Annotated in this window: 19 protein-coding genes; 12 read left to right on the top strand and 7 right to left on the bottom strand. The window is 63.7% G+C overall.

Features of this window, described 5'->3' with window-relative positions; genetic code table 11:
• Positions 1–37: 37 nt before the first annotated feature.
• Positions 38–1315, bottom strand: coding sequence for a 5-aminolevulinate synthase (hemA, locus tag IHE39_RS14430; protein ID WP_192566965.1), 1278 nt, complete (start codon positions 1313–1315; stop codon positions 38–40).
• 248 nt (positions 1316–1563) lie between these two features.
• Between hemA and galE the strand changes: the two genes are divergently transcribed.
• The 3 genes from galE to IHE39_RS14415 all read left to right on the top strand — a co-directional run bounded on the left by galE (position 1564) and on the right by IHE39_RS14415 (position 5845).
• Positions 1564–2559: a UDP-glucose 4-epimerase GalE gene (gene galE, locus IHE39_RS14425; protein ID WP_192566964.1), complete on the top strand. Its 996-nt coding sequence runs from the start codon at positions 1564–1566 to the stop codon at positions 2557–2559.
• 205 nt (positions 2560–2764) lie between these two features.
• Complete coding sequence (locus tag IHE39_RS14420; protein WP_192566963.1) at positions 2765–4015, top strand: D-amino acid dehydrogenase; 1251 nt, start codon at positions 2765–2767, stop codon at positions 4013–4015.
• 3 nt (positions 4016–4018) lie between these two features.
• On the top strand, positions 4019–5845 hold the full coding sequence (locus IHE39_RS14415; RefSeq protein ID WP_192566962.1) for an alanine racemase: 1827 nt from the start codon (positions 4019–4021) through the stop codon (positions 5843–5845).
• Positions 5846–5851: 6 nt separating this feature from the next.
• Here IHE39_RS14415 and IHE39_RS14410 read toward each other — a convergent pair whose 3' ends face one another.
• The 3 genes from IHE39_RS14410 to IHE39_RS14400 are packed head-to-tail and all read right to left on the bottom strand — an operon-like array spanning position 5852 to position 7977.
• Positions 5852–6505: an amino acid ABC transporter permease gene (locus tag IHE39_RS14410; RefSeq protein WP_192566961.1), complete on the bottom strand. Its 654-nt coding sequence runs from the start codon at positions 6503–6505 to the stop codon at positions 5852–5854.
• Entirely contained in the window at positions 6502–7146 is a 645-nt protein-coding gene (locus IHE39_RS14405; RefSeq protein WP_192566960.1) for an ABC transporter permease subunit, read from the bottom strand. Before IHE39_RS14405 ends, IHE39_RS14410 begins: the two co-directional genes overlap by 4 nt.
• 27 nt (positions 7147–7173) lie before the next feature.
• Entirely contained in the window at positions 7174–7977 is an 804-nt protein-coding gene (locus IHE39_RS14400) for a substrate-binding periplasmic protein (protein WP_192566959.1), read from the bottom strand.
• Between the two features lie 155 nt (positions 7978–8132).
• On the opposite strand from IHE39_RS14400, the gene IHE39_RS14395 reads away from it, so the two are divergent.
• Entirely contained in the window at positions 8133–9047 is a 915-nt protein-coding gene (locus IHE39_RS14395) for an ABC transporter substrate-binding protein (protein ID WP_192566958.1), read from the top strand.
• 1 nt (position 9048) lies between these two features.
• Here the strand turns inward: IHE39_RS14395 and IHE39_RS14390 are convergent, their stop codons facing one another.
• Positions 9049–9462 (bottom strand): TroA family protein, encoded by a 414-nt coding sequence (locus IHE39_RS14390; RefSeq protein WP_192566957.1) that lies wholly within the window; start codon positions 9460–9462, stop codon positions 9049–9051.
• A 204-nt stretch (positions 9463–9666) separates the two neighbouring features.
• On the opposite strand from IHE39_RS14390, the gene IHE39_RS14385 reads away from it, so the two are divergent.
• Positions 9667–10116 (top strand): universal stress protein, encoded by a 450-nt coding sequence (locus IHE39_RS14385; RefSeq protein ID WP_192566956.1) that lies wholly within the window; start codon positions 9667–9669, stop codon positions 10114–10116.
• 73 nt (positions 10117–10189) lie between these two features.
• Here the strand turns inward: IHE39_RS14385 and IHE39_RS14380 are convergent, their stop codons facing one another.
• Positions 10190–11248 carry a D-TA family PLP-dependent enzyme gene (locus IHE39_RS14380; protein ID WP_192566955.1) on the bottom strand — a complete coding sequence of 353 codons (1059 nt, stop codon included), beginning with the start codon at positions 11246–11248 and terminating at the stop codon, positions 10190–10192.
• A 158-nt stretch (positions 11249–11406) separates the two neighbouring features.
• Here IHE39_RS14380 and IHE39_RS14375 point away from each other — a divergent pair, with 158 nt between their 5' ends.
• The 7 genes from IHE39_RS14375 (at position 11407) to IHE39_RS14345 (ending at position 16664) form a co-directional block, all read left to right on the top strand.
• Positions 11407–12246 carry a transporter substrate-binding protein gene (locus IHE39_RS14375; protein WP_115733306.1) on the top strand — a complete coding sequence of 280 codons (840 nt, stop codon included), beginning with the start codon at positions 11407–11409 and terminating at the stop codon, positions 12244–12246.
• Between the two features lie 70 nt (positions 12247–12316).
• A complete protein-coding gene (locus IHE39_RS14370) occupies positions 12317–12979 on the top strand; it encodes an amino acid ABC transporter permease (RefSeq protein ID WP_184771813.1) in 663 nt (220 codons plus the stop codon).
• 5 nt (positions 12980–12984) lie between these two features.
• Positions 12985–13647, top strand: a complete 663-nt coding sequence (locus IHE39_RS14365) for an amino acid ABC transporter permease (protein WP_115733304.1) — start codon at positions 12985–12987, stop codon at positions 13645–13647.
• 10 nt (positions 13648–13657) lie between these two features.
• Positions 13658–14428, top strand: coding sequence for an amino acid ABC transporter ATP-binding protein (locus IHE39_RS14360; protein ID WP_184771811.1), 771 nt, complete (start codon positions 13658–13660; stop codon positions 14426–14428).
• A 16-nt stretch (positions 14429–14444) separates the two neighbouring features.
• On the top strand, positions 14445–14828 hold the full coding sequence (locus IHE39_RS14355; protein ID WP_067965357.1) for a RidA family protein: 384 nt from the start codon (positions 14445–14447) through the stop codon (positions 14826–14828).
• 42 nt (positions 14829–14870) lie between these two features.
• Positions 14871–15689, top strand: a complete 819-nt coding sequence (locus tag IHE39_RS14350; RefSeq protein WP_184771809.1) for an IclR family transcriptional regulator — start codon at positions 14871–14873, stop codon at positions 15687–15689.
• 48 nt (positions 15690–15737) lie between these two features.
• Positions 15738–16664 carry a sugar kinase gene (locus IHE39_RS14345; protein WP_192566954.1) on the top strand — a complete coding sequence of 309 codons (927 nt, stop codon included), beginning with the start codon at positions 15738–15740 and terminating at the stop codon, positions 16662–16664.
• A 39-nt stretch (positions 16665–16703) separates the two neighbouring features.
• Here IHE39_RS14345 and IHE39_RS14340 read toward each other — a convergent pair whose 3' ends face one another.
• The gene (locus IHE39_RS14340) at positions 16704–17303 is read right to left on the bottom strand and encodes a hypothetical protein (RefSeq protein WP_192566953.1); all 600 of its coding nucleotides are present in this window, start codon (positions 17301–17303) and stop codon (positions 16704–16706) included.
• Between the last annotated feature and the right edge of the window lie 148 nt (positions 17304–17451).

The following is a 17451-nucleotide window of genomic DNA, read 5'->3' as shown; positions in this document are numbered from 1 at the left end:
GACCGGTTCCGGGCCTTTCGAATGAGGCGCTTGCCGTTCAGCCGCCCGATTGCGGCACCAGCAACGAAACGATGCGTTCGCTCTTGGGGACTTCGGTGTGGCCCTCGGTGCGGTAGGGAATGCCCAGTGCATTCCAGGTCTCGACCAGCGCTTCCCTGAGTTCGGCGATCAGCGCATCGTTGTGGAACGGTGTCGGCGTCACGCGCAGGCGCTCGGTGCCGCGCGGCACCGTCGGGTAGTTGATCGGCTGGATGTAGATGCCGTGCACGCCGAGCAGGCGGTCGCTGGCCATCTTGCACAGTTCGGGGTCGCCAACCAGGATCGGCACGATATGCGTTGCCGACTCCATCACCGGCAGGCCGGCGTCCGCCAGCACCTTTTTGGTGTGCGTCGCCTGGCGTTGCTGGGCGTCGCGCTCGACCTGAGAGCTTTTCAGGTGCCGGATCGACGCTGTTGCGGCCGCCGCAATCGACGGCGGCAAAGCGGTGGTGAAGATGAAGCCAGGAGCATAGGAGCGCACGGCGTCGATGACGCTGCGCGTGCCCGTGATGTAGCCGCCAAGCGTGCCGAATGCCTTGGCCAGCGTGCCCTCGATGATGTCGATGCGCTGGGCGAGGCCTTCGCGCTCGGTGATGCCGCCGCCGCGGCCGCCATACATGCCGACCGCGTGGACCTCGTCGATATAGGTCATGGCGTTGTACTTCTCGGCGAGATCGGCGATAGCCTCGATCGGCGCGATGTCGCCATCCATCGAATAGACGGATTCAAACACGATCAGCTTGGCGCGCTCGCGGCCGGCGGCCTGAAGCAGGCTTTCGAGATGGGCGACGTCGTTGTGGCGAAACACCTTCTTTTCGGCGCCGGAGCGGCGCACGCCTTCGATCATCGAGGCGTGGTTGAGCTCGTCCGACAGGATCAGGCAGTTCGGCAGAAGCTTGGCAATTGTAGAGATCGCGGCTTCGTTGGAGACGAAGCCCGAGGTGAAGACGAGGCCTGCTTCCTTGCCGTGCAGGTCGGCGAGCTCATGCTCGAGCTCGACCAGCGGATGATTATTGCCGGAGATGTTGCGCGTGCCACCGGCGCCGGTACCCATGTTGCCAGCAGCCTTCTGCATCGCCGCCACCACATCGGGATGCTGGCCCATGCCGAGATAGTCGTTCGAGCACCAGACGGTGATTTCCTCGGCCTTGCCGTTGGAGCGCCAGATGGCGCGCGGAAACTTGCCGACGATGCGCTCGAGATCCGCGAAGACGCGATAACGGCGCTCGGCATGGACCTGGTCGATCGCTTCTTCGAAAAACCGCTGGTAGTTCATATTGACGTCCCAATTTTTCAACCGTGAGCATAATCAACGGCCGGTTCGGCGTCCATCGACCGTTTTTGGTCAAAATGCCACGCCCTCGACGTCCCAAACGACCACGGATCGTCGAAACGTCCTTGATGTGGATCAAATTCGGCTGCGGCAGAATGGTCAACGTGATGAGGCCGCGAAAGTCCTATCTCGCATTCGCCGGTATTGTCAGGCTACACAGGGCCCGACGGAATGCGATGCGGAGTGTAGTCATGGCGGTATTGGTGACGGGTGGTGCCGGTTACATCGGCAGCCACATGGTCTGGGAATTGCTCGATGCGGGCGAAAAGGTTGTCGTGCTCGACCGGCTGTCGACCGGCTTCGACTGGGCCGTGGCACCCGAGGCGACGCTTGTCCGGGGCGACGTCGCCGACAAGGATCTGGTCGGGCAACTGATCCGCGAACATGAGGTCGACGCCATCATCCACTTCGCCGGCTCCATCGTGGTGCCGGAGTCGGTGTCCGATCCGCTCGGCTACTATGAGAACAACACCTGCAAGACGCGCAGCCTGATCGAAACGGCGGTGCGCGAGGGCGTCAAGCACTTCATCTTCTCCTCGACAGCCGCCGTCTATGGCGCCGCCGGCATGGAGCCGGTGGTCGAGGACGCGAGGCTGGCGCCGGAATCGCCCTACGGCCTGTCCAAGCTGATGAGCGAATGGATGCTGCGCGATGCCGCCGCGGCGCACCCGCTGACCTACACCGCGCTGCGCTACTTCAACGTCGCCGGCGCCGATCCCAAGGGCCGCGCCGGTCAGTCGACCAAGGGCGCAACGCATCTGATCAAGGTCGCCTGCGAAACCGCGCTCGGCAAGCGCGGCTCGATGCAGGTGTTCGGCGAAGATTATGCGACGCCCGACGGCACCTGCGTGCGCGACTACATCCACGTTTCAGACCTTGTCGCCGCGCACCGTCTGGCGCTTGCGCGCCTGCGCGCCGGTGGCGGCAACCTCGTCGCCAATTGCGGCTACGGCCACGGCTATTCGGTGCTCGAAGTCATCGACAGCGTGCGTCGCGTCCATGGCGGCGACTTCACGGTCGAGATGACCGTCCGCCGGCCAGGCGACGCGGCCTCCGTCGTTGCCAATTCGGATCTGGCGCGAGGCGAACTCGGCTGGGCGCCCAGGCACGATGATCTCGACGCGATTGTCGGCGACGCGCTCAACTGGGAGCGGCTGCTCAGCCGCAAGAACTCTTCCGTTATATAAGCTACAGGTGGTGGATATCCGCCGCTCTGTCTCGATAATTGCAGCGCCAGGCGTTATGGGTGGCAAAGGGGCGTGACCCCGCACGGTGAAAGGTTCCCGCCAGAGCCTGGTGCATCGACCGATCTTGGGCGTCGATGCGCGAGAAAGAGTTGGAGCGTCCTTTCCGCGTGCCGGGGCACTGCGCGACGCTCCAAGGGGTGGCAGCATGAAGATACTGGTTCTGGGCGCGGGTGTGGTCGGGACGGCGGCAGCCTATTACCTGGCGCGCGACGGCCACGAGGTCACTGTCGTCGAACGCCATCCGGCCGCGGCACGCGGCACGAGCTATTCCAATGCCGGGCTGGTCTCGCCGGGCGATGCCACCGCCTGGGCCTCGCCGGCGGCGTTGAAGACTTTCATCCGCTCGCTCTACACGTCCGATCTCGGCATCAAGGTCAGGCTCAGGCTCGACCCCTATTTCTACGCCTGGAGCCTGCGCTTTCTGCGCCAGTGCACGACGGCGCGGCTGCGCGCCAATAGCGAGGTCAAGCTCAGGCTCGCGCTCTATTCGCGCCAGTGCATCAACGAGATCTCCGACGAGGCCGGCATCGGCTATGACGATCGCCGCAAGGGCATCCTCTACTTCTTCCGCTCGCAGAAGAGCCTCGATGAAGGCAGTGAGAACTATCGTTTCCTCGCCCAGCACGGACTGCCGATCGAAATCGTCGACCGCAACCGCATGGTCGAGCTGGAGCCCGGCCTGGCAGCCGCCAAAGACGGCATTGCAGGTGGGGTCTATTCGCCGATGGACCAGACCGGCGATTCCCGCATGTTTGTCGAAAAGCTCGCCACCTATGCCAAAGAGCATCTGGGTGTGGAGTTCCTGTTCGACACCACGGTCGAAGGGCTTGTCGTCGAGGGTGACCGCGTCAGCGGGGTGAATACACCGGCAGGCGTGCTCACTGCCGATGCGGTGGTCATCGCCATGGGCCCCGAGAGCGGGCTGCTCGGCCGCCGCCACGGCATCGACTTGCCAGTCTATCCGGTCAAGGGCTACACCGCGACGGTGCCGCTCGAGGTTCCCGACAAGGGGCCGACGATGGGTGGCGCCGACGAGGACAACCTGATCGCCTATTCGCGACTTGGCGATCGCCTGCGTTTGGCCGCGACGGCCGAGTTCGCCGGTTTCGACCGCTCCTACAAGCCCAGCGATTTCGCCCGCCTGTTCAAGGCCGGCGAGGAGCTTTTCCCCGGCGCCTTCAATCCGCGCAAGGCTGAAGTCTGGGCCGGCCTGCGGCCGATGATGCCGGGCTCGGTGCCGGTCATCGGCCCGGCCCGCTACAAGGGGCTTTATCTTGACACCGGCCACGGCCATGTCGGCTGGACCATGGCCTGCGGCTCCGGCAAGTTCCTCGCCGACCTGGTGGCCGGGCGCAAACCCGACATCGATCCACAGGGGCTGGTCTACGGGGGCTGAGGCATGTCTGGACCGCAAGTCGCCATCGATCTCGGGCGCATCGAGCGCAATGCGCGGGCGGTCGTCGAACGCGCAGCACTTTCCGGCATCAAGGTGTTCGGCGTCACCAAGGGCAGCTGCGGCCTGCCACAGGTGGCGCGCGCCATGCTGCGCGGTGGCGTATCGGGGCTCGCCGAGTCGCGTTTCGAAAATATCCGCCGGTTGCGCGAAAGCGGCATTGGCTGTCCAATCATGCTGCTGCGCAGCCCGCCGATCTCGCGTGTCGAGGAGGTGGTGCGCACCGTCGATATCAGCCTGCAGTCGGAGCTGGAGATCATCCGCGAGATCTCGCGCATCGCCCAGCGCATCGGCCGCGTCCACGACGTCATGCTGATGGTCGATCTCGGTGACCTGCGCGAGGGCATCTGGCCGAACGACCTGTTGCCGACGGTCGAGCGCGTGCTCGAGCTGCCGGGCGTGCGCATCGCCGGGCTCGGTACCAACCTGACCTGCTTCGGCGCCATCATGCCGACCGAGGACAACCTCAACCAGCTCGTCGCCTATGCCTACAAGGTCGAGCGGCTCGCCGGCATCAGCCTCGACTGGGTGTCGGGCGGCAATTCGTCGTCGCTGCCACTACTTTTGGAAAACAAGCTGCCCGCCGGCATCAACAACCTGCGTATCGGCGAGGCGATCCTGCAAGGCGGCTACGAAACCTTCAGGGAGGAGCCGTGGCGGGAGTTGGAGTTCAACGCCTTCAGGCTCACCGGCGACCTGATCGAAGTCAAGCTCAAGCCGTCGTTGCCGATTGGCGAATCCGGATATGACGCCTTCGGCAACCAGCCAGTGTTCGTCGACGAAGGCGATCGGCTGCGCGGCATCGCCAACATCGGCCGCGAGGACACGATGATCGAAGGCCTGGTGCCGATCAATTCCGGCGTGCGGGTGCTGGGCGCGTCGAGCGACCACCTCGTGCTCGACATCACCGATGCCGAACCGCCGCTTGCCGTCGGCGACCGCGTCAGCTTCCACATGAACTACGGTGCGCTGCTGACGGCGATGACCTCGGAATATGTCGAAAAGGCCCCGATGCACGACATTGCCGACTTCACCGGCCGGCGCATGGTCTCGATCGTCGCCGATGGTGCCGCCGGTCCGCTGCTGGCAAGGCAGTCGGCCGGCACGCGGCTCGAACAGATGCAGTTAGACGTCGTCGAGATCGCCGATGCCGAGCACCCGCCGGCGGGCCTTCTCAGGCTGCACGCGGGTGCCGACCGGCACACGGCGTCGAAAGCACTGGCCGCGACCGCCGAGACCGCGCACTCCTTCGGCCTGATCTGGATCGATTCCATCGCAGCGCTGATGCCCGAAAGCGAGGATGGAGATGAAGCGCCGGAACGCTCGGTGTTGGCCCGCGTGCTTGGCCTCGACCACAAGCCCGGCGCGCTGCAGCCGCAGCTTTCGCCCGAAAACGTCGTGCTGGTCGGCCTGCGCGAAGCCGATCCGGCCGAGGTTCGCATCCTCAAGGATTCGCGCGTCACCGCCTTCACCATGGCCGAGATCGATGGTTCGGGCATGCGCGAGGTGATGCGCGAGGCGATCCGCATCGCCTCCGCCGGCACTGTCGGTTTCCATGTCAGCTACGCGCCCTCGGTCACCGAGATGCCCGGCTGGACCGGCGGCTCCGGCGGCATGACGGTGCGCGAGACGCACCAGGCGATGGAGGCGATAGCGCTGTCGGGCGGCATGCTGTCGATGGATGTCTCGGGATTGGGTGCCGACACCGAGCCGCGCCTTGCCGCCGAAGCCGTCAACTTCGTCATGTCCGCCTTCGGCAAGCGGATACTCTAGACCGCCTCAGCGCCGGCCGAGGTTCTGCCTGGATTCATAGAAATATTGCAGAGCGATGATGACGGCTGCGATCAACAGGTAGAACACCGACACGAGCAGCAGCACCTCGATCGCCTTGTAGGTCTCGGAGATGATGACTGTCGAGGCAGCCGTCAGCTCGTCGATCGCAACCAGGCTGGCGAGCGAGCTGCCCTTGACCATCTGGATGGCGTTGGAAAACAGCGATGGTGCGGCGAGCCTGTAGGCCTGCGGGACCATCACCTTCCAGTATGTCGCGAATGGCCGAAGGCCGAGCGCCTTGGCGGCGTCGAGCTGGCCAGCGGGAATGCTCTCGAAGCCTGAGCGCAGGAATTCGAGATTGTAGGCGGTCGAGGCGAAGATCAGCCCGATCAGTGCCGACGGCACCGGCTCGAGATAGATGCCGAGGCGGGGCAGGCCGTAATAGAGCGCAAACAGCAGCGCAAGCACCGGGGCGGCGCGGGCAAAGAAGCTGTAGCCGATGATGATGCGGCGGAACGCGCCCTTGGGTCGCTGCATGTAGATGGCCATCGGCAGTGCCAGGATGTTCGACACCACGATGACGACCACCGAAATGAGCAGCGTCATCACCAGCCCATCGCGCAGCATCTGCTGGTAGGACGGATCGAGCAGGGTGTTCATCGGACCACCGCCTGCTTCGGCTTGCGTTCGTTGAAGACGAGCAGCGGCGTGACGATCAGGATGTACAGGCCGACGGCGAGCGTCAGGAAGGTGAAGGGCGCGTTGGTGGCGGCAATGCCCTGCTTGGTGACGTAGAGGATCTCGCTGACCGACACGGCCGAGGCGACCGACATGCGCTTGACCGTGCCGATGGCGTAGGTGATCCAGCCCTTGCGCGCCAGCGGCAGGACCTGGGGGAGCAGTACGCGCAGGAAGACGATCCACCTCGGCAGGCCGAGCGCAAGGCCGGCCTCATATTGCCCGAAGGACACGGCCTTCAGGGCGCCCTTGAACACCTGGTAGTCGAAAGCGATGCCGACGAGGGTGAAAGCGATGATGGTCGAGCCGACGGGGCCGAAGTCGATGCCGATCTGCGGCCCGCCGAAGAAGAACAGGAACAGTACCACGAGTTCCGGCACCGAGCGGAAGAAGGCGCTGAACGCCTCGATGCCGTTCCGGAGCCAGGACTTTTCGCGGCCGTAATGGACGAGCGACAACAGCAGCCCGAAGATGGCCGACGCCGTGAAGACGACCGTCGACAGCGCAAGGGTCAAGGCCGCCGCAACCAACAGTCGCGGCAGCCATGCAAGTGCGATCTCCATGTTCCGCCGCCCCGCGCGGAAAGTCTTTTACTGAGCCTTCGACCAGTCGATAGAGGCGCCGAACCACTTGTCGGCGAGGCCCTGCAAGGTGCCGTCCTTGCGCCAGGTCTCAAACTGGGCGTCGATGGCGTCGGCCAGCGGCTTGTTCTTGTTGTTGACGGCGACGCTCTGGGTGATGGTTGCCAGCAGGTCGTCGAGGGTGACGGTGCCGGTCAGCTTGCCCGACTTGGCGAGGTATTTCGGGCCGAGAAAATCATGGGCGGCAAAATCGATGCGGCGGTTCTCGAGGTCGAGGAACAACTCGGTCGCGCCGGGATATTCGCGGCTCTTGGTGACGCAGTCGACCGGCAGCTTTTCCTTGGCGACCTTCTGGAAGGTGCCGCCACGCACCGCACCCATGGTCTTGCCGCAGACGTCCTTCCAACTGGCGATGTCGGTATCGGCCTCGCGGCGGGTGACGGCAGCGCCGTTGACGATGTAGGGCGACAGCAGGAAGAAGTCCTTCGAAGCCAGGCGTTCGGGCGTACGGGTCACACCAGAGGCGATGAGGTCGAAGCGTCCCGCGCCCAGGCCCGGCAGCAGGCCGGCGAAGTCGAGCTTTTCGAACTTGGCTGTGAGGCCTAACTGCTTGGCGATCAGGTTGACGACGTCGATGTCAAAGCCCTCGAGCTCGCCCGCGGCGTTGGTCATGCTGAAGGGCGGCGCCGAACCCGACGTACCGACCGTGATGGTGTCGGCGGCAACGAGGGCGGCCTTGTAGTCCTGCGCACTTGCCGCGCTCACGCCGAATGCCGCGATGAGGGCCAGCAGGGCTGTCCGCACAATTCCCATGATCACTCCTTTGGATAGGCTACTTGAAAACAGAATGTTTGGGTTATATCACAAACCGCTAAAGCCACCAAGGTCGGCGACTAGTTTGGATACAATAGTTTCTGGAGCATCTGTTTCTCAAGAACGACAGTTTCCAAAGTTCGAGGTTTTGTGGAATGGAACTGCGTTTCAAGCTCAACTACCTGTTTCAGGGGCAGAATTCGCCGTTCCTGCATGCCGTCGATGCCGGCTATTTCGACGATCACGGCCTGTCCTGCACCTTCGTCGAGGGCTTCAGTTCGTCGCTGGTGACGCGCGCTCTGGTAGATGGTGAAGCAGATATCGGATACGGCGATGTATCCTCTGTATTCGAGCGGGCGCTGCGCACGGGCGAGACCGAGATCTCCTGCCTCGTGCCGATCTATGAGCACACGCCCTGCTGCCTAGGCTATCTCTCGGATGGCAAGCGGCTGACTTTGGCCGACATTCCCGGCAGCACTTTGTGCGGCCCGAATGGCGACACCTCAGCACGGCTCCTGCCATTGCTGCTCAAGCGCAACGGTTATGCGCCTGACAGCTACAGCTATCTCGGCGTTCAGCCCGAGGAGCGCGACGGGCTGGTCGCCTCGCGCTCGGTTCTTGCCGCGACCTGTTTCGACGCGACGCTGAAATTCGCCATGCAGATGCGCGGCTACGACGCCAGCGCGCTCGACTTTCTCTATTTCGCCGACAACGGGCTCGACATCTATTCGGGCGCGCTGGTGGCGCTCAACTCGGTGCTGGAAAAGGAGCCGGGCCTCGCCGGCAAGCTGCAGGCGATCACCCGCCAGGCTTGGAATGATTGCCTTGCCGATCCGCAGCTCGGTGTCGATGCGGTGATCAGGCGTTCGCCCGACATGGATCCTGATATCGTCCTGAGCCAGCTGACCTGGATCCTCGAGCGGCAGGTCTTCCCTGACGGGGCGCGGCCGATGGCTTTCGATCTCGACGGCGCCAAGATGGTCGACACGCTGGAATGCGCGACATATGCCGTCGGCGCCGAGGCCAAGCGCAGCCCGGTCGGTCTGCCGGCCGAGATCTGCCTAGTCTAGCCTAGCCGGTCTGTTCCTGCACCTTGTCGGCGAGCGAAGCATAGGTCGGGTTGACCGTGCCGACATCGAAAATGATGTCGAGCTTCATCGCCAGCACCGCTTCCATGTTGGCGGCGTCGCCCTTGCCGGTCAGGCGGCCATGGACAGGCAGGTCGCGGTAGGGCGCGGCGATGAACGCCTTCTCCTCGTCCTTGAACTCGCGCACCCAGCCGACCATGCGGTCGGGCGCGACGGAATAGAGCAGCACCGAAGCGGGCGGGCCGGCGGCCATGACGCGGGTGATCTTCTCGGGCAGCGCCACCTTACGGCCAGCGGCGTCGGTGAAGACGCGTTGCTCTACCGAGGCGAGCGAGGCCGAGCCGGCCAGGGCAGTGACGGCAGCCAGGAATGAAATCAAGAGGTTGCGGCGTCTCATACTGTCGATCTCGGGTTGAACAATGGGTTTGGATATATACATGCCAATATAGCGAGCGGCACATTGTTATGTTCGGCGGAATATAACGGTCAAGGGCTTTATGCCGCTGTACCAGTCGATTTCAAGGCCTTCGCCTTGACCCATGGGCGTCGGTCGGGGAGGCTGGATTCAATCGAGCCCCAAGTGGGCCAAGGAGAATAGTCCATGTACACCCACGTCCTCATTGCCACCGACGGCTCGGAACTGGCGCAGAAGGGGCTCGACCATGGCTTGAGCCTGGCCAAGGGCATCGGGGCGAAGGTGACGGTCATGAACGTCACCGAGCCGGCGCCGATCTTCGCTTCCGCCGGCATGTATGGCCCGGTGGCGACGGCAGAGGACATCGTTTCCTACCAAAGGGCCGGCGAGGAATATGGTGCCAAGGTGCTGACCGCCGCCAAGGCTGAGGCCGACAGGCTGGGCGTCAACGCCGACACTGTTCATGTCGAGGAGATGTGGGCAGCAGAGGCGATCAACCAGATCGCCCAGGACAAGGGCTGCGACCTGATCGTCATGGCCTCCCATGGCCGCCGCGGCCTCGGTCGCCTGATCCTCGGCAGTCAGACGGTCGATGTGCTGACCAACAGCAAGGTGCCGGTGCTGGTCGTGCGCTGAACGCTTCCGCCTGAAAACAGGAAAGGTCTCGCTGACCAGGTGTCGGCGAGACCTTTTTGCTATTGGTTCTGGCTCAGATGATCTTGCCGCGTGCCGGCACTGGCCAGAGCTCCGGCGCCTTGCCGCTGCCGTAGACATGGACGGCGTCGACCATGTTGGTGACGACGCAGGCGTGGTTGGGCACGATGCGGATGCGCTGGCCGACGGTGAGGTTGATGTCGCCATCGCAGCGCAGGCGGCCGTGCTCTTCCGACAGTTGGTCGATTGTAATGTCGGGGCGGCCGAGCACATGGCCGTGGCCGACGAGGCCGAGCAGGTCGGAGGTCAGCGTCTTTGAGCCGGCGTCGATGATGGCGCGGTCGGGAGCGGGCACCGAAACGACGGTGGCGAGCACTGTCAGCGCGCAGTCTTCCCATTCAGCTACGCCGCGGGCGACCAGCGAGCGGTCGTTGTAGACGTAAGTTCCGGGGCGGAATTCCGTCGCAACAGGCGCCAGATGCGCCTTCATCATGTCGGGTGAGCCGCCCGAAGTGATGGCAGGCACGGCAATGCCTCTTGCTTCGATCAGCGTCTTGGCTGCGGTCATGAACGCCTGCACCCTGGCAGCGCCGCCAACCGGCGGATAGGTCATCAGTCCGGCGAAACGCAGGCCGGGGGCCGTGGCGATGCGGGCGGCGAGCTCGACGGCCTCCTGCGGGGAGCCGACACCGCAGCGGTCGGCGCCGGTGTTGCATTCGACGAAGACTTCGAGCGTGACGCCGGCCGAGGCGAAGGCGGCGGCAATTCCGTCGATCACGGTCGCGTTGTCGGCAACGACGGCAAGCTTGACCTTGCGGGCGAGGGCCACGAGCGCGGCGAGCTTGTCGTCGCCCAGGATGTTGTAGGTAATCAGCACATCGTTCAGCCGGTCGCTGGCTGCGATCATGGCTTCGGCTTCCGAGACCTTCTGGCAGGTGATGCCGACCGCGCCGGCGTCGAGCTGCAGTTCGGCGATTGCCGGCAGCTTGTGCGTCTTGATGTGTGGACGGACCTTCAGCCCGTGGCTGTCGGCATAGGCCTGGAAGCGCGTGATGTTCCGCTTCGCCACATCGATATCCACCAACACGGCGGGGGTCTGGATCCTGTCGAACATGGCCTTGCCTTCCAATCATGCGGACACCGCGGACCTTGCCTGTGCCGCGCTTGACAAACAATGCCGCGCGGAGTTTTATACGTCAATCCGATATTAAGGACACATGTCCAAAATAGCGGACATCTGATTGGGAAAATTGTTTTGGGAGGAACGGCGAAATGAAGATCGCACTTTCCGCGGCCGTCGCCGCGCTCGCGCTGATGGCGGCAATGCCTGCCGGCGCACAGGAAAAGCAGAGCAGGCTCGATGAGGTTCTGGCGCGTGGCCATTTGGTCATGGGCACCGGCAGCACCAACGCGCCGTGGCACTTCAAGAGTGCCGACGACAAGCTCCAGGGCTTCGACGTCGACATGGGGCGCATCGTCGCCAAGGCGCTGTTTGGCGATCCCGACAAGATAGAATACGTCAACCAGTCGTCGGATGCCCGCATCCCCAACATCACCACCGACAAGGTCGACCTGACCTGCCAGTTCATGACGGTGACGGGCGAACGCGCCCAGCAGATCGCCTTCACCATTCCCTACTACCGCGAGGGCGTCGGCCTGATGCTGAAGGGCGACAGCAAGTATGCCGACTATGCCGCGCTCAAGGGCGCCGGCTCGGGCGTCACCATCTCGGTGCTGCAGAACGTCTATGCCGAGGCGATGGTGCATGCCGCCTTGCCGGAGGCCAAGGTCGACCAGTATGAATCCGTCGACCTGATCTACCAGGCGCTGGAATCGGGCCGTGCTGATGCTGTCGCCACCGACCAGTCGTCGCTCGCCTGGTACATGAAGCAGAACCCCGACCGCTACAAGGATGCCGGCTATGGCTGGAACCCGCAGACCTATGCCTGCGGCGTCAAACGCGGCGACCAGGACTGGCTGAACTTCGTCAACACCGCCCTGCATGAGGCGATGACCGGCGTCGAGTTCGACTTCTACGCCAACTCCTACAAGACCTGGTTCGGCAAGGAGCTTGCTCCGCCGCAGATCGGCTTCCCGGTCGAGTACAAGTAGGCTCGTCCCTTGGCGCGGCCCCCGGCCAGGACGGCCGCGCCAATTCTTCTGATCGGAACCTGACGGCACCATGGGTTACACGCTCAATTTCTCGGCGGTCTGGCGCAGCTTCGACCAACTGCTCTGGGGCCTGGCGCTCAGCCTGGGCTTAGCCTTCGTGGCGATCGCCATCGGCTGCGTGCTCGGGCTGATCACAGCCTTCGGCCTGTTGTCGAAGCAGGGTGCGCTGCGCCATCCCGCGCGCATCTACGTCACCATCATCCGCAACACACCGATCCTGGTGCTGGTGCTGTTCACCTTTTTCGCTTTGCCGCAGCTTGGCATCCGCCTCGGCAAGATCGAAAGCTTCGTGGCGACGCTGGCACTCTACTCCGGCGCCTATCTCGCCGAGGTGTTTCGCGGCGGCCTGCTCGCCGTGCCCAATGGGCTGAAGGAGGCCGGTCTCGCCATCGGCCTGACCCAGGCGCAGATTCGCAATTCGATCGTTATGCCGCTGATGCTGCGTAACGTGCTGCCATCGCTGTCGAGCACGCTGATCTCGCTGTTCAAGGATACCTCCCTGGCCGCGGCGATCGCCGTGCCGGAGCTGACCTTCGAAGCCCGAAAGATCAACGTCGAGAGCTTCCGTGTCATCGAGACATGGATCGTCGCCAGCTGTCTTTATGTCGCCACCTGCTCGGTGCTCGCAGCCCTGCTGCGCCAGCTCGAGCAGCGCATGTCCATTCCCCGGTGAACGCCATGGAACTCGTGACATTCTTCGAAACGCTGTGGCTGGCCCGCATCCCGATCCTCAAGGGCATCGGCGTCACCGTCTCTATCTCGGTCCTGGCGATCCTCGTCGGCACCATCTTGGGCATCGGCGTCGGGCTTGCGCTCACCTATGGCAACAGGCCGCTGCGCTGGCTGGTGCGCGGCTACACCGATTTCATCCGCGGCACCCCGGTTCTGGTGCTGGTTCTGGCGAGCTACTACGTGCTCGGCACCATCGGCATCGACCTCGGCCCGTTCCAGGCCGGCGTGCTGGCGCTTGCGGTATTCTGCTCGTCGCATGTCGGCGAGATCGTGCGCGGTGCGCTGCAGTCGATCCCCAGGGGCCAGACCGAGGCGGCCAAGGCGATCGGCCTGACCTTCCCGCAGACCTTCGCCTATGTGCTCGGCCCGCAGGCGCTGCGCCAGGTGCTGCCGGCCTGGGTCAACACCGCCGCCGAGATGGTCAAGGCCTCGACGCTTTTGTCGATCATCGGCGTCGCGGAACTGCTGCTCAGGACGCAGGAGCTGATCTCGCGCACCTTCATGAGCCTCGAATTCTATTTCTTCGCGGGCTTCCTTTATTTCGTCGTCAACTACGGCATCGAGCGTTTCGGCCGCTACGTTGAACGCAAAACTTCGATCCCTTCGTGAGGCCGCAACAATGACCGGCAACCTTCTCGAAATCCGCGACCTGCACAAGCGCTACGGCGAAGTCGAAGTGCTCAAGGGCGTCGACTGCACCATGGCCCAGGGCGACGTCATCTCGATCATCGGCTCGTCGGGCTCCGGCAAGACGACCATGCTCCGCTGCATCAACATGCTTGAGGAGTTCCAGGGTGGCTCGATCCGCATCGACGGCGAAGAGATCGGCTATGACACCGCAGGCGGCACGCGTCGGCGCAAGAAGGAAAAGGAAATCGCCCGCCAGCGTGCGATGACCGGCATGGCCTTCCAGCAGTTCAACCTGTTTCCGCATATGAGCGCGGCCGAAAACGTCATGCTCGGCCTGGTCAAGGTTAAGAAGATGGCCCGTGACGAGGCGCGCATCGTCGCCGAAAAGTGGCTCGACCGTGTCGGCCTGGCCGAGCGCCGCGACCGCTTCCCCGGCCAGCTCTCAGGCGGCCAGCAACAGCGCGTGGCGATCGCGCGCGCCATTGCCATGAACCCCAAGCTGATGCTGTTCGACGAGGTGACCTCGGCGCTCGACCCCGAGCTGGTCAACGAGGTGCTGCAGGTCATCAAGGACCTCGCTCGCGACGGCATGAGCATGCTGCTGGTTACCCACGAGATGCGGTTTGCCTATGAGGTGTCCTCTCGCGTCATCTTCATGAACCAGGGCCGCATCGGCGAAGAGGGCAATCCGCGCGAGATGTTCCTGAAGCCGCAGACAGAGCGGCTCGCCGAATTCCTCAAGACCTCAACCTTCAACTAGCATTCGGAGAATAGACATGACGATCAAGCGCTACGGCACCGGCCAGACCGGAGCGGGCAAGCAGGCATTGCCTTTTGCCCGCGCCGTCGAGGCCAATGGCTGGCTCTACGTTTCCGGCCAGGTCGCCATGGAGAACGGCGAGATCGTCGGTGGCGGTATCATCGCCGAGACGCGCAAGACGATGGAAAACGTCATCGCCATTCTCGAGGAGGCCGGCTATGGGCTGGAGCACATCGTGCGCGTTGGCGTCTGGCTCGACGACCCCCGCGACTTCTGGTCGTTCAACGGCGTCTATGCCGAGTATTTCGGTGACCATCCGCCGGCCCGCGCTTGCGTACAGTCGAGTATGATGGTCGATTGCAAAGTTGAAATCGACTGCGTCGCCTACAAGGCGCCGTGATGGCATAGGTATTGCCCGGCGATCTGCCGGAAAAGGCGGCACATGGACGACGTATCGGACGACATGGTCAACAGGCGGGCGCGCGGTCTCGATCGCGCCTTCGAGATCCTGAACTTTCTGCGCCTGAAGCGCCAGCCGCTGCGCCCCAACGAGATCGCCCAAGGCATCGGCGCGCCACGGTCGTCGGTCTATGAGCTGGTCAATCTGCTGATGCGCCAGGGCATTCTGGAATATCGCGGCGAAGACGGCCGCGTGTTCCTTGGCCGCAAGCTCTACTTCCTCGGCGTCGCCTATTCCGAGCAGTTCGACCTGATGCGCGAATGCGACAAGCTGCTGACGCATATCGCCGAGGAGACGCGCGAAACGGCGCAGATGTGCCTGCTCGAAGGCAACAAATACACAGTTGCCCAGATGAAGGAGGGGCTGCGCCCGTTCCGCATCTCGTCGAATGTCGGCGATCCGGTGTCGATCCCATGGACGGCCTCGGGCCGTCTCCTGGTGGCGCATATGAGCGATCAGGAAATCCTTGATTTCATTCCCAAGGAGGACTTCCGCTTGCCCAACGGCCAGTGGCTTGACCCGGCGCTGTTCATATCAGAGGTGCGCGAGGCGGCGCGTGTCGGCTACTACACCTTCAACAGCGCGGTCGAGACCTTCACCCATTGCTTCGCCGTGCCGGTCTACCAGGCCGACAACATCTGCATCGCCACGCTGTGCCTTGTGGCGCCGCGCGAGGACGGGCTCAAGAACCACGCGAGCTATCTCAAGACACTGCTCGATGCCGCCGCCGACCTGTCGAGCCGCCTCGGTCACACGGCAGCCGACGAGCGCGCCGGCATCAGGGCCGCCGGCCAGCGCTGACGCTCGAGCACGCGGACAACCACAGAAATCAGGATTGGCCGTACGGGCATGGCGGGACGCGTTCTATCAATCGGCGAGTGCATGGTCGAACTCAGGCAGGCCGAGGGCGGGCTGCTTAGACAGGGTTTTGCCGGCGACAGCTTCAACACGGCCTACTACGTCAGGGCATTCCTGCCCGAGGCGAGGCCGGTCGACTATTTCACCGCCGTCGGCACCGACACGATCTCCGATGAAATGCTGGCCTTCATCGAAGGCGCTGGTGTTGGCACCGGCTTCATACGCCGCGTGTCGGGCCGCAGCCCCGGCCTCTACATGATCCATCTCAAGGACGGCGAGCGCAGCTTCTCCTACTGGCGTTCGGCCTCAGCGGCGCGGCTGCTGGCCGACGATCCCGCCGCATTGCGCGCGGCCATCGACGCCTCGGAGGTGATCTTCTTTTCCGGAATCACGCTGGCGATCCTGGCATCCGAGGCGGTTGCCACGCTGTTGGACGAACTCGGCCGTGCCAAGGCAGACGGCAAGCTCGTCGCCTTCGACCCCAACATCCGGCCGCGGCTGTGGGACGATGTCGAAACCATGCGGAGCACGATCACGGCAGGTGCTGCCGCATCGTCCCTGGTGATGCCGAGCTTCGAAGACGAGGCAACGCATTTCGGCGATGCCTCGGTCGACGCGACGATCGCGCGCTACGCTGGCCTCGGCGTCGGCAAGCTCGTCGTCAAGGACGGTGCGGCCGGCATCACGCTGCGCTTCGACGGCGAACGGTCCTTCGTGCCTGCGACACGGGCGGAAAAAGTTGTCGACACGACCGGTGCCGGCGACAGCTTCAACGGCGCCTTCCTCGCCAATTACTTGCAGAACGGCGACCATCGTGCTGCAGCAGGCCTCGCCGCCGACGTGGCGGCCGCCGTCATCGGCCATCACGGCGCACTTGTCGGCCGGGCAGAGATCGGCGTATCGGCCGCGCCACGCTGAACGCTGCGGTGCTTCAGGTCGCCTTGATGCCGCCAGTCATCAATGCGGATGCACCATCTTGGTCGGCTCCTCCAGCAGGGTGAACGGGTAGCCGTCGCATGTGACGTCGGGATTTGTCGGGCTGAACATTCCGTTCGGATTGTCCTTGAACAGCCAGGCGTGCAGGTCGTAATGGGCGAACTCCTTGGGGATCAGGGGTTCGTGGCCCTCCATCGGACCTTGGAACGGCTGGCCGAGCACGGTTGGCCGTTCTTTCACAGCGTCCATTGGAACCAGCCACTCGACTGCGACGAGGGTGAGCTTGCCGTCGGCCCCAGGTTCGTAGACCAGTACATTCGGCTTGGTGGGGTCAGGCGGCCCTTTCACTGTCAGATTGACGAAGTGCACGCCCATCGCGCCCTTTGGATACTCCATCCGTCCTTCGATCTTTTCGCCGGTGTAATGGACGCAGCCGACTGTCGAAAGATAGAGGTCGCGGATAGCGACGTACGGATCCTTGTATTTTTCGAGAGCCTGACGCGCGGCGTCGAGTTCGGCTTTACTGGGTTCTGCGGCGCTGGCGGCATTGATGGTGGGGCCAGCATTCCAGGCGAGAGCCAGGGCGACGATGGCGCCACTGGCGAGACCGGCAGACCTCATGGCAGTTCCTCCGCTGATGCATCGTGCAATTGCACGGGCCAGGAGTCTCGCTCGCTAGGGTGTCGCTGTAAATCAATCGAATGGGGGAGGAGGCTAGTCAAATCAGCGGGCTGCTTCCGGCCAGCCGCCGGCGTCTTGGGGGCGGTTA

The sequence above is a fragment of the Aminobacter carboxidus genome (assembly GCF_014863355.1).
GTDB classification, from domain to species: Bacteria; Pseudomonadota; Alphaproteobacteria; order Rhizobiales; family Rhizobiaceae; genus Aminobacter; species Aminobacter carboxidus.
The sequence above is the reverse complement of the archived record's forward strand: the minus strand, read 5'-3'. Positions and strand labels throughout refer to the sequence as shown.

What these genes read in the sequence shown, in the direction of transcription:
- hemA (WP_192566965.1), bottom strand. Translation starts at nt 1,315, where the DNA reads ATGAACTACCAGCGGTTTTTCGAAGAAGCGATCGACCAGGTCCATGCC.
- galE (WP_192566964.1), top strand. Translation starts at nt 1,564, where the DNA reads ATGGCGGTATTGGTGACGGGTGGTGCCGGTTACATCGGCAGCCACATG.
- IHE39_RS14420 (WP_192566963.1), top strand. Translation starts at nt 2,765, where the DNA reads ATGAAGATACTGGTTCTGGGCGCGGGTGTGGTCGGGACGGCGGCAGCC.
- IHE39_RS14415 (WP_192566962.1), top strand. Translation starts at nt 4,019, where the DNA reads ATGTCTGGACCGCAAGTCGCCATCGATCTCGGGCGCATCGAGCGCAAT.
- IHE39_RS14410 (WP_192566961.1), bottom strand. Translation starts at nt 6,505, where the DNA reads ATGAACACCCTGCTCGATCCGTCCTACCAGCAGATGCTGCGCGATGGG.
- IHE39_RS14405 (WP_192566960.1), bottom strand. Translation starts at nt 7,146, where the DNA reads ATGGAGATCGCACTTGCATGGCTGCCGCGACTGTTGGTTGCGGCGGCC.
- IHE39_RS14400 (WP_192566959.1), bottom strand. Translation starts at nt 7,977, where the DNA reads ATGGGAATTGTGCGGACAGCCCTGCTGGCCCTCATCGCGGCATTCGGC.
- IHE39_RS14395 (WP_192566958.1), top strand. Translation starts at nt 8,133, where the DNA reads ATGGAACTGCGTTTCAAGCTCAACTACCTGTTTCAGGGGCAGAATTCG.
- IHE39_RS14390 (WP_192566957.1), bottom strand. Translation starts at nt 9,462, where the DNA reads ATGAGACGCCGCAACCTCTTGATTTCATTCCTGGCTGCCGTCACTGCC.
- IHE39_RS14385 (WP_192566956.1), top strand. Translation starts at nt 9,667, where the DNA reads ATGTACACCCACGTCCTCATTGCCACCGACGGCTCGGAACTGGCGCAG.
- IHE39_RS14380 (WP_192566955.1), bottom strand. Translation starts at nt 11,248, where the DNA reads ATGTTCGACAGGATCCAGACCCCCGCCGTGTTGGTGGATATCGATGTG.
- IHE39_RS14375 (WP_115733306.1), top strand. Translation starts at nt 11,407, where the DNA reads ATGAAGATCGCACTTTCCGCGGCCGTCGCCGCGCTCGCGCTGATGGCG.
- IHE39_RS14370 (WP_184771813.1), top strand. Translation starts at nt 12,317, where the DNA reads ATGGGTTACACGCTCAATTTCTCGGCGGTCTGGCGCAGCTTCGACCAA.
- IHE39_RS14365 (WP_115733304.1), top strand. Translation starts at nt 12,985, where the DNA reads ATGGAACTCGTGACATTCTTCGAAACGCTGTGGCTGGCCCGCATCCCG.
- IHE39_RS14360 (WP_184771811.1), top strand. Translation starts at nt 13,658, where the DNA reads ATGACCGGCAACCTTCTCGAAATCCGCGACCTGCACAAGCGCTACGGC.
- IHE39_RS14355 (WP_067965357.1), top strand. Translation starts at nt 14,445, where the DNA reads ATGACGATCAAGCGCTACGGCACCGGCCAGACCGGAGCGGGCAAGCAG.
- IHE39_RS14350 (WP_184771809.1), top strand. Translation starts at nt 14,871, where the DNA reads ATGGACGACGTATCGGACGACATGGTCAACAGGCGGGCGCGCGGTCTC.
- IHE39_RS14345 (WP_192566954.1), top strand. Translation starts at nt 15,738, where the DNA reads ATGGCGGGACGCGTTCTATCAATCGGCGAGTGCATGGTCGAACTCAGG.
- IHE39_RS14340 (WP_192566953.1), bottom strand. Translation starts at nt 17,303, where the DNA reads ATGAGGTCTGCCGGTCTCGCCAGTGGCGCCATCGTCGCCCTGGCTCTC.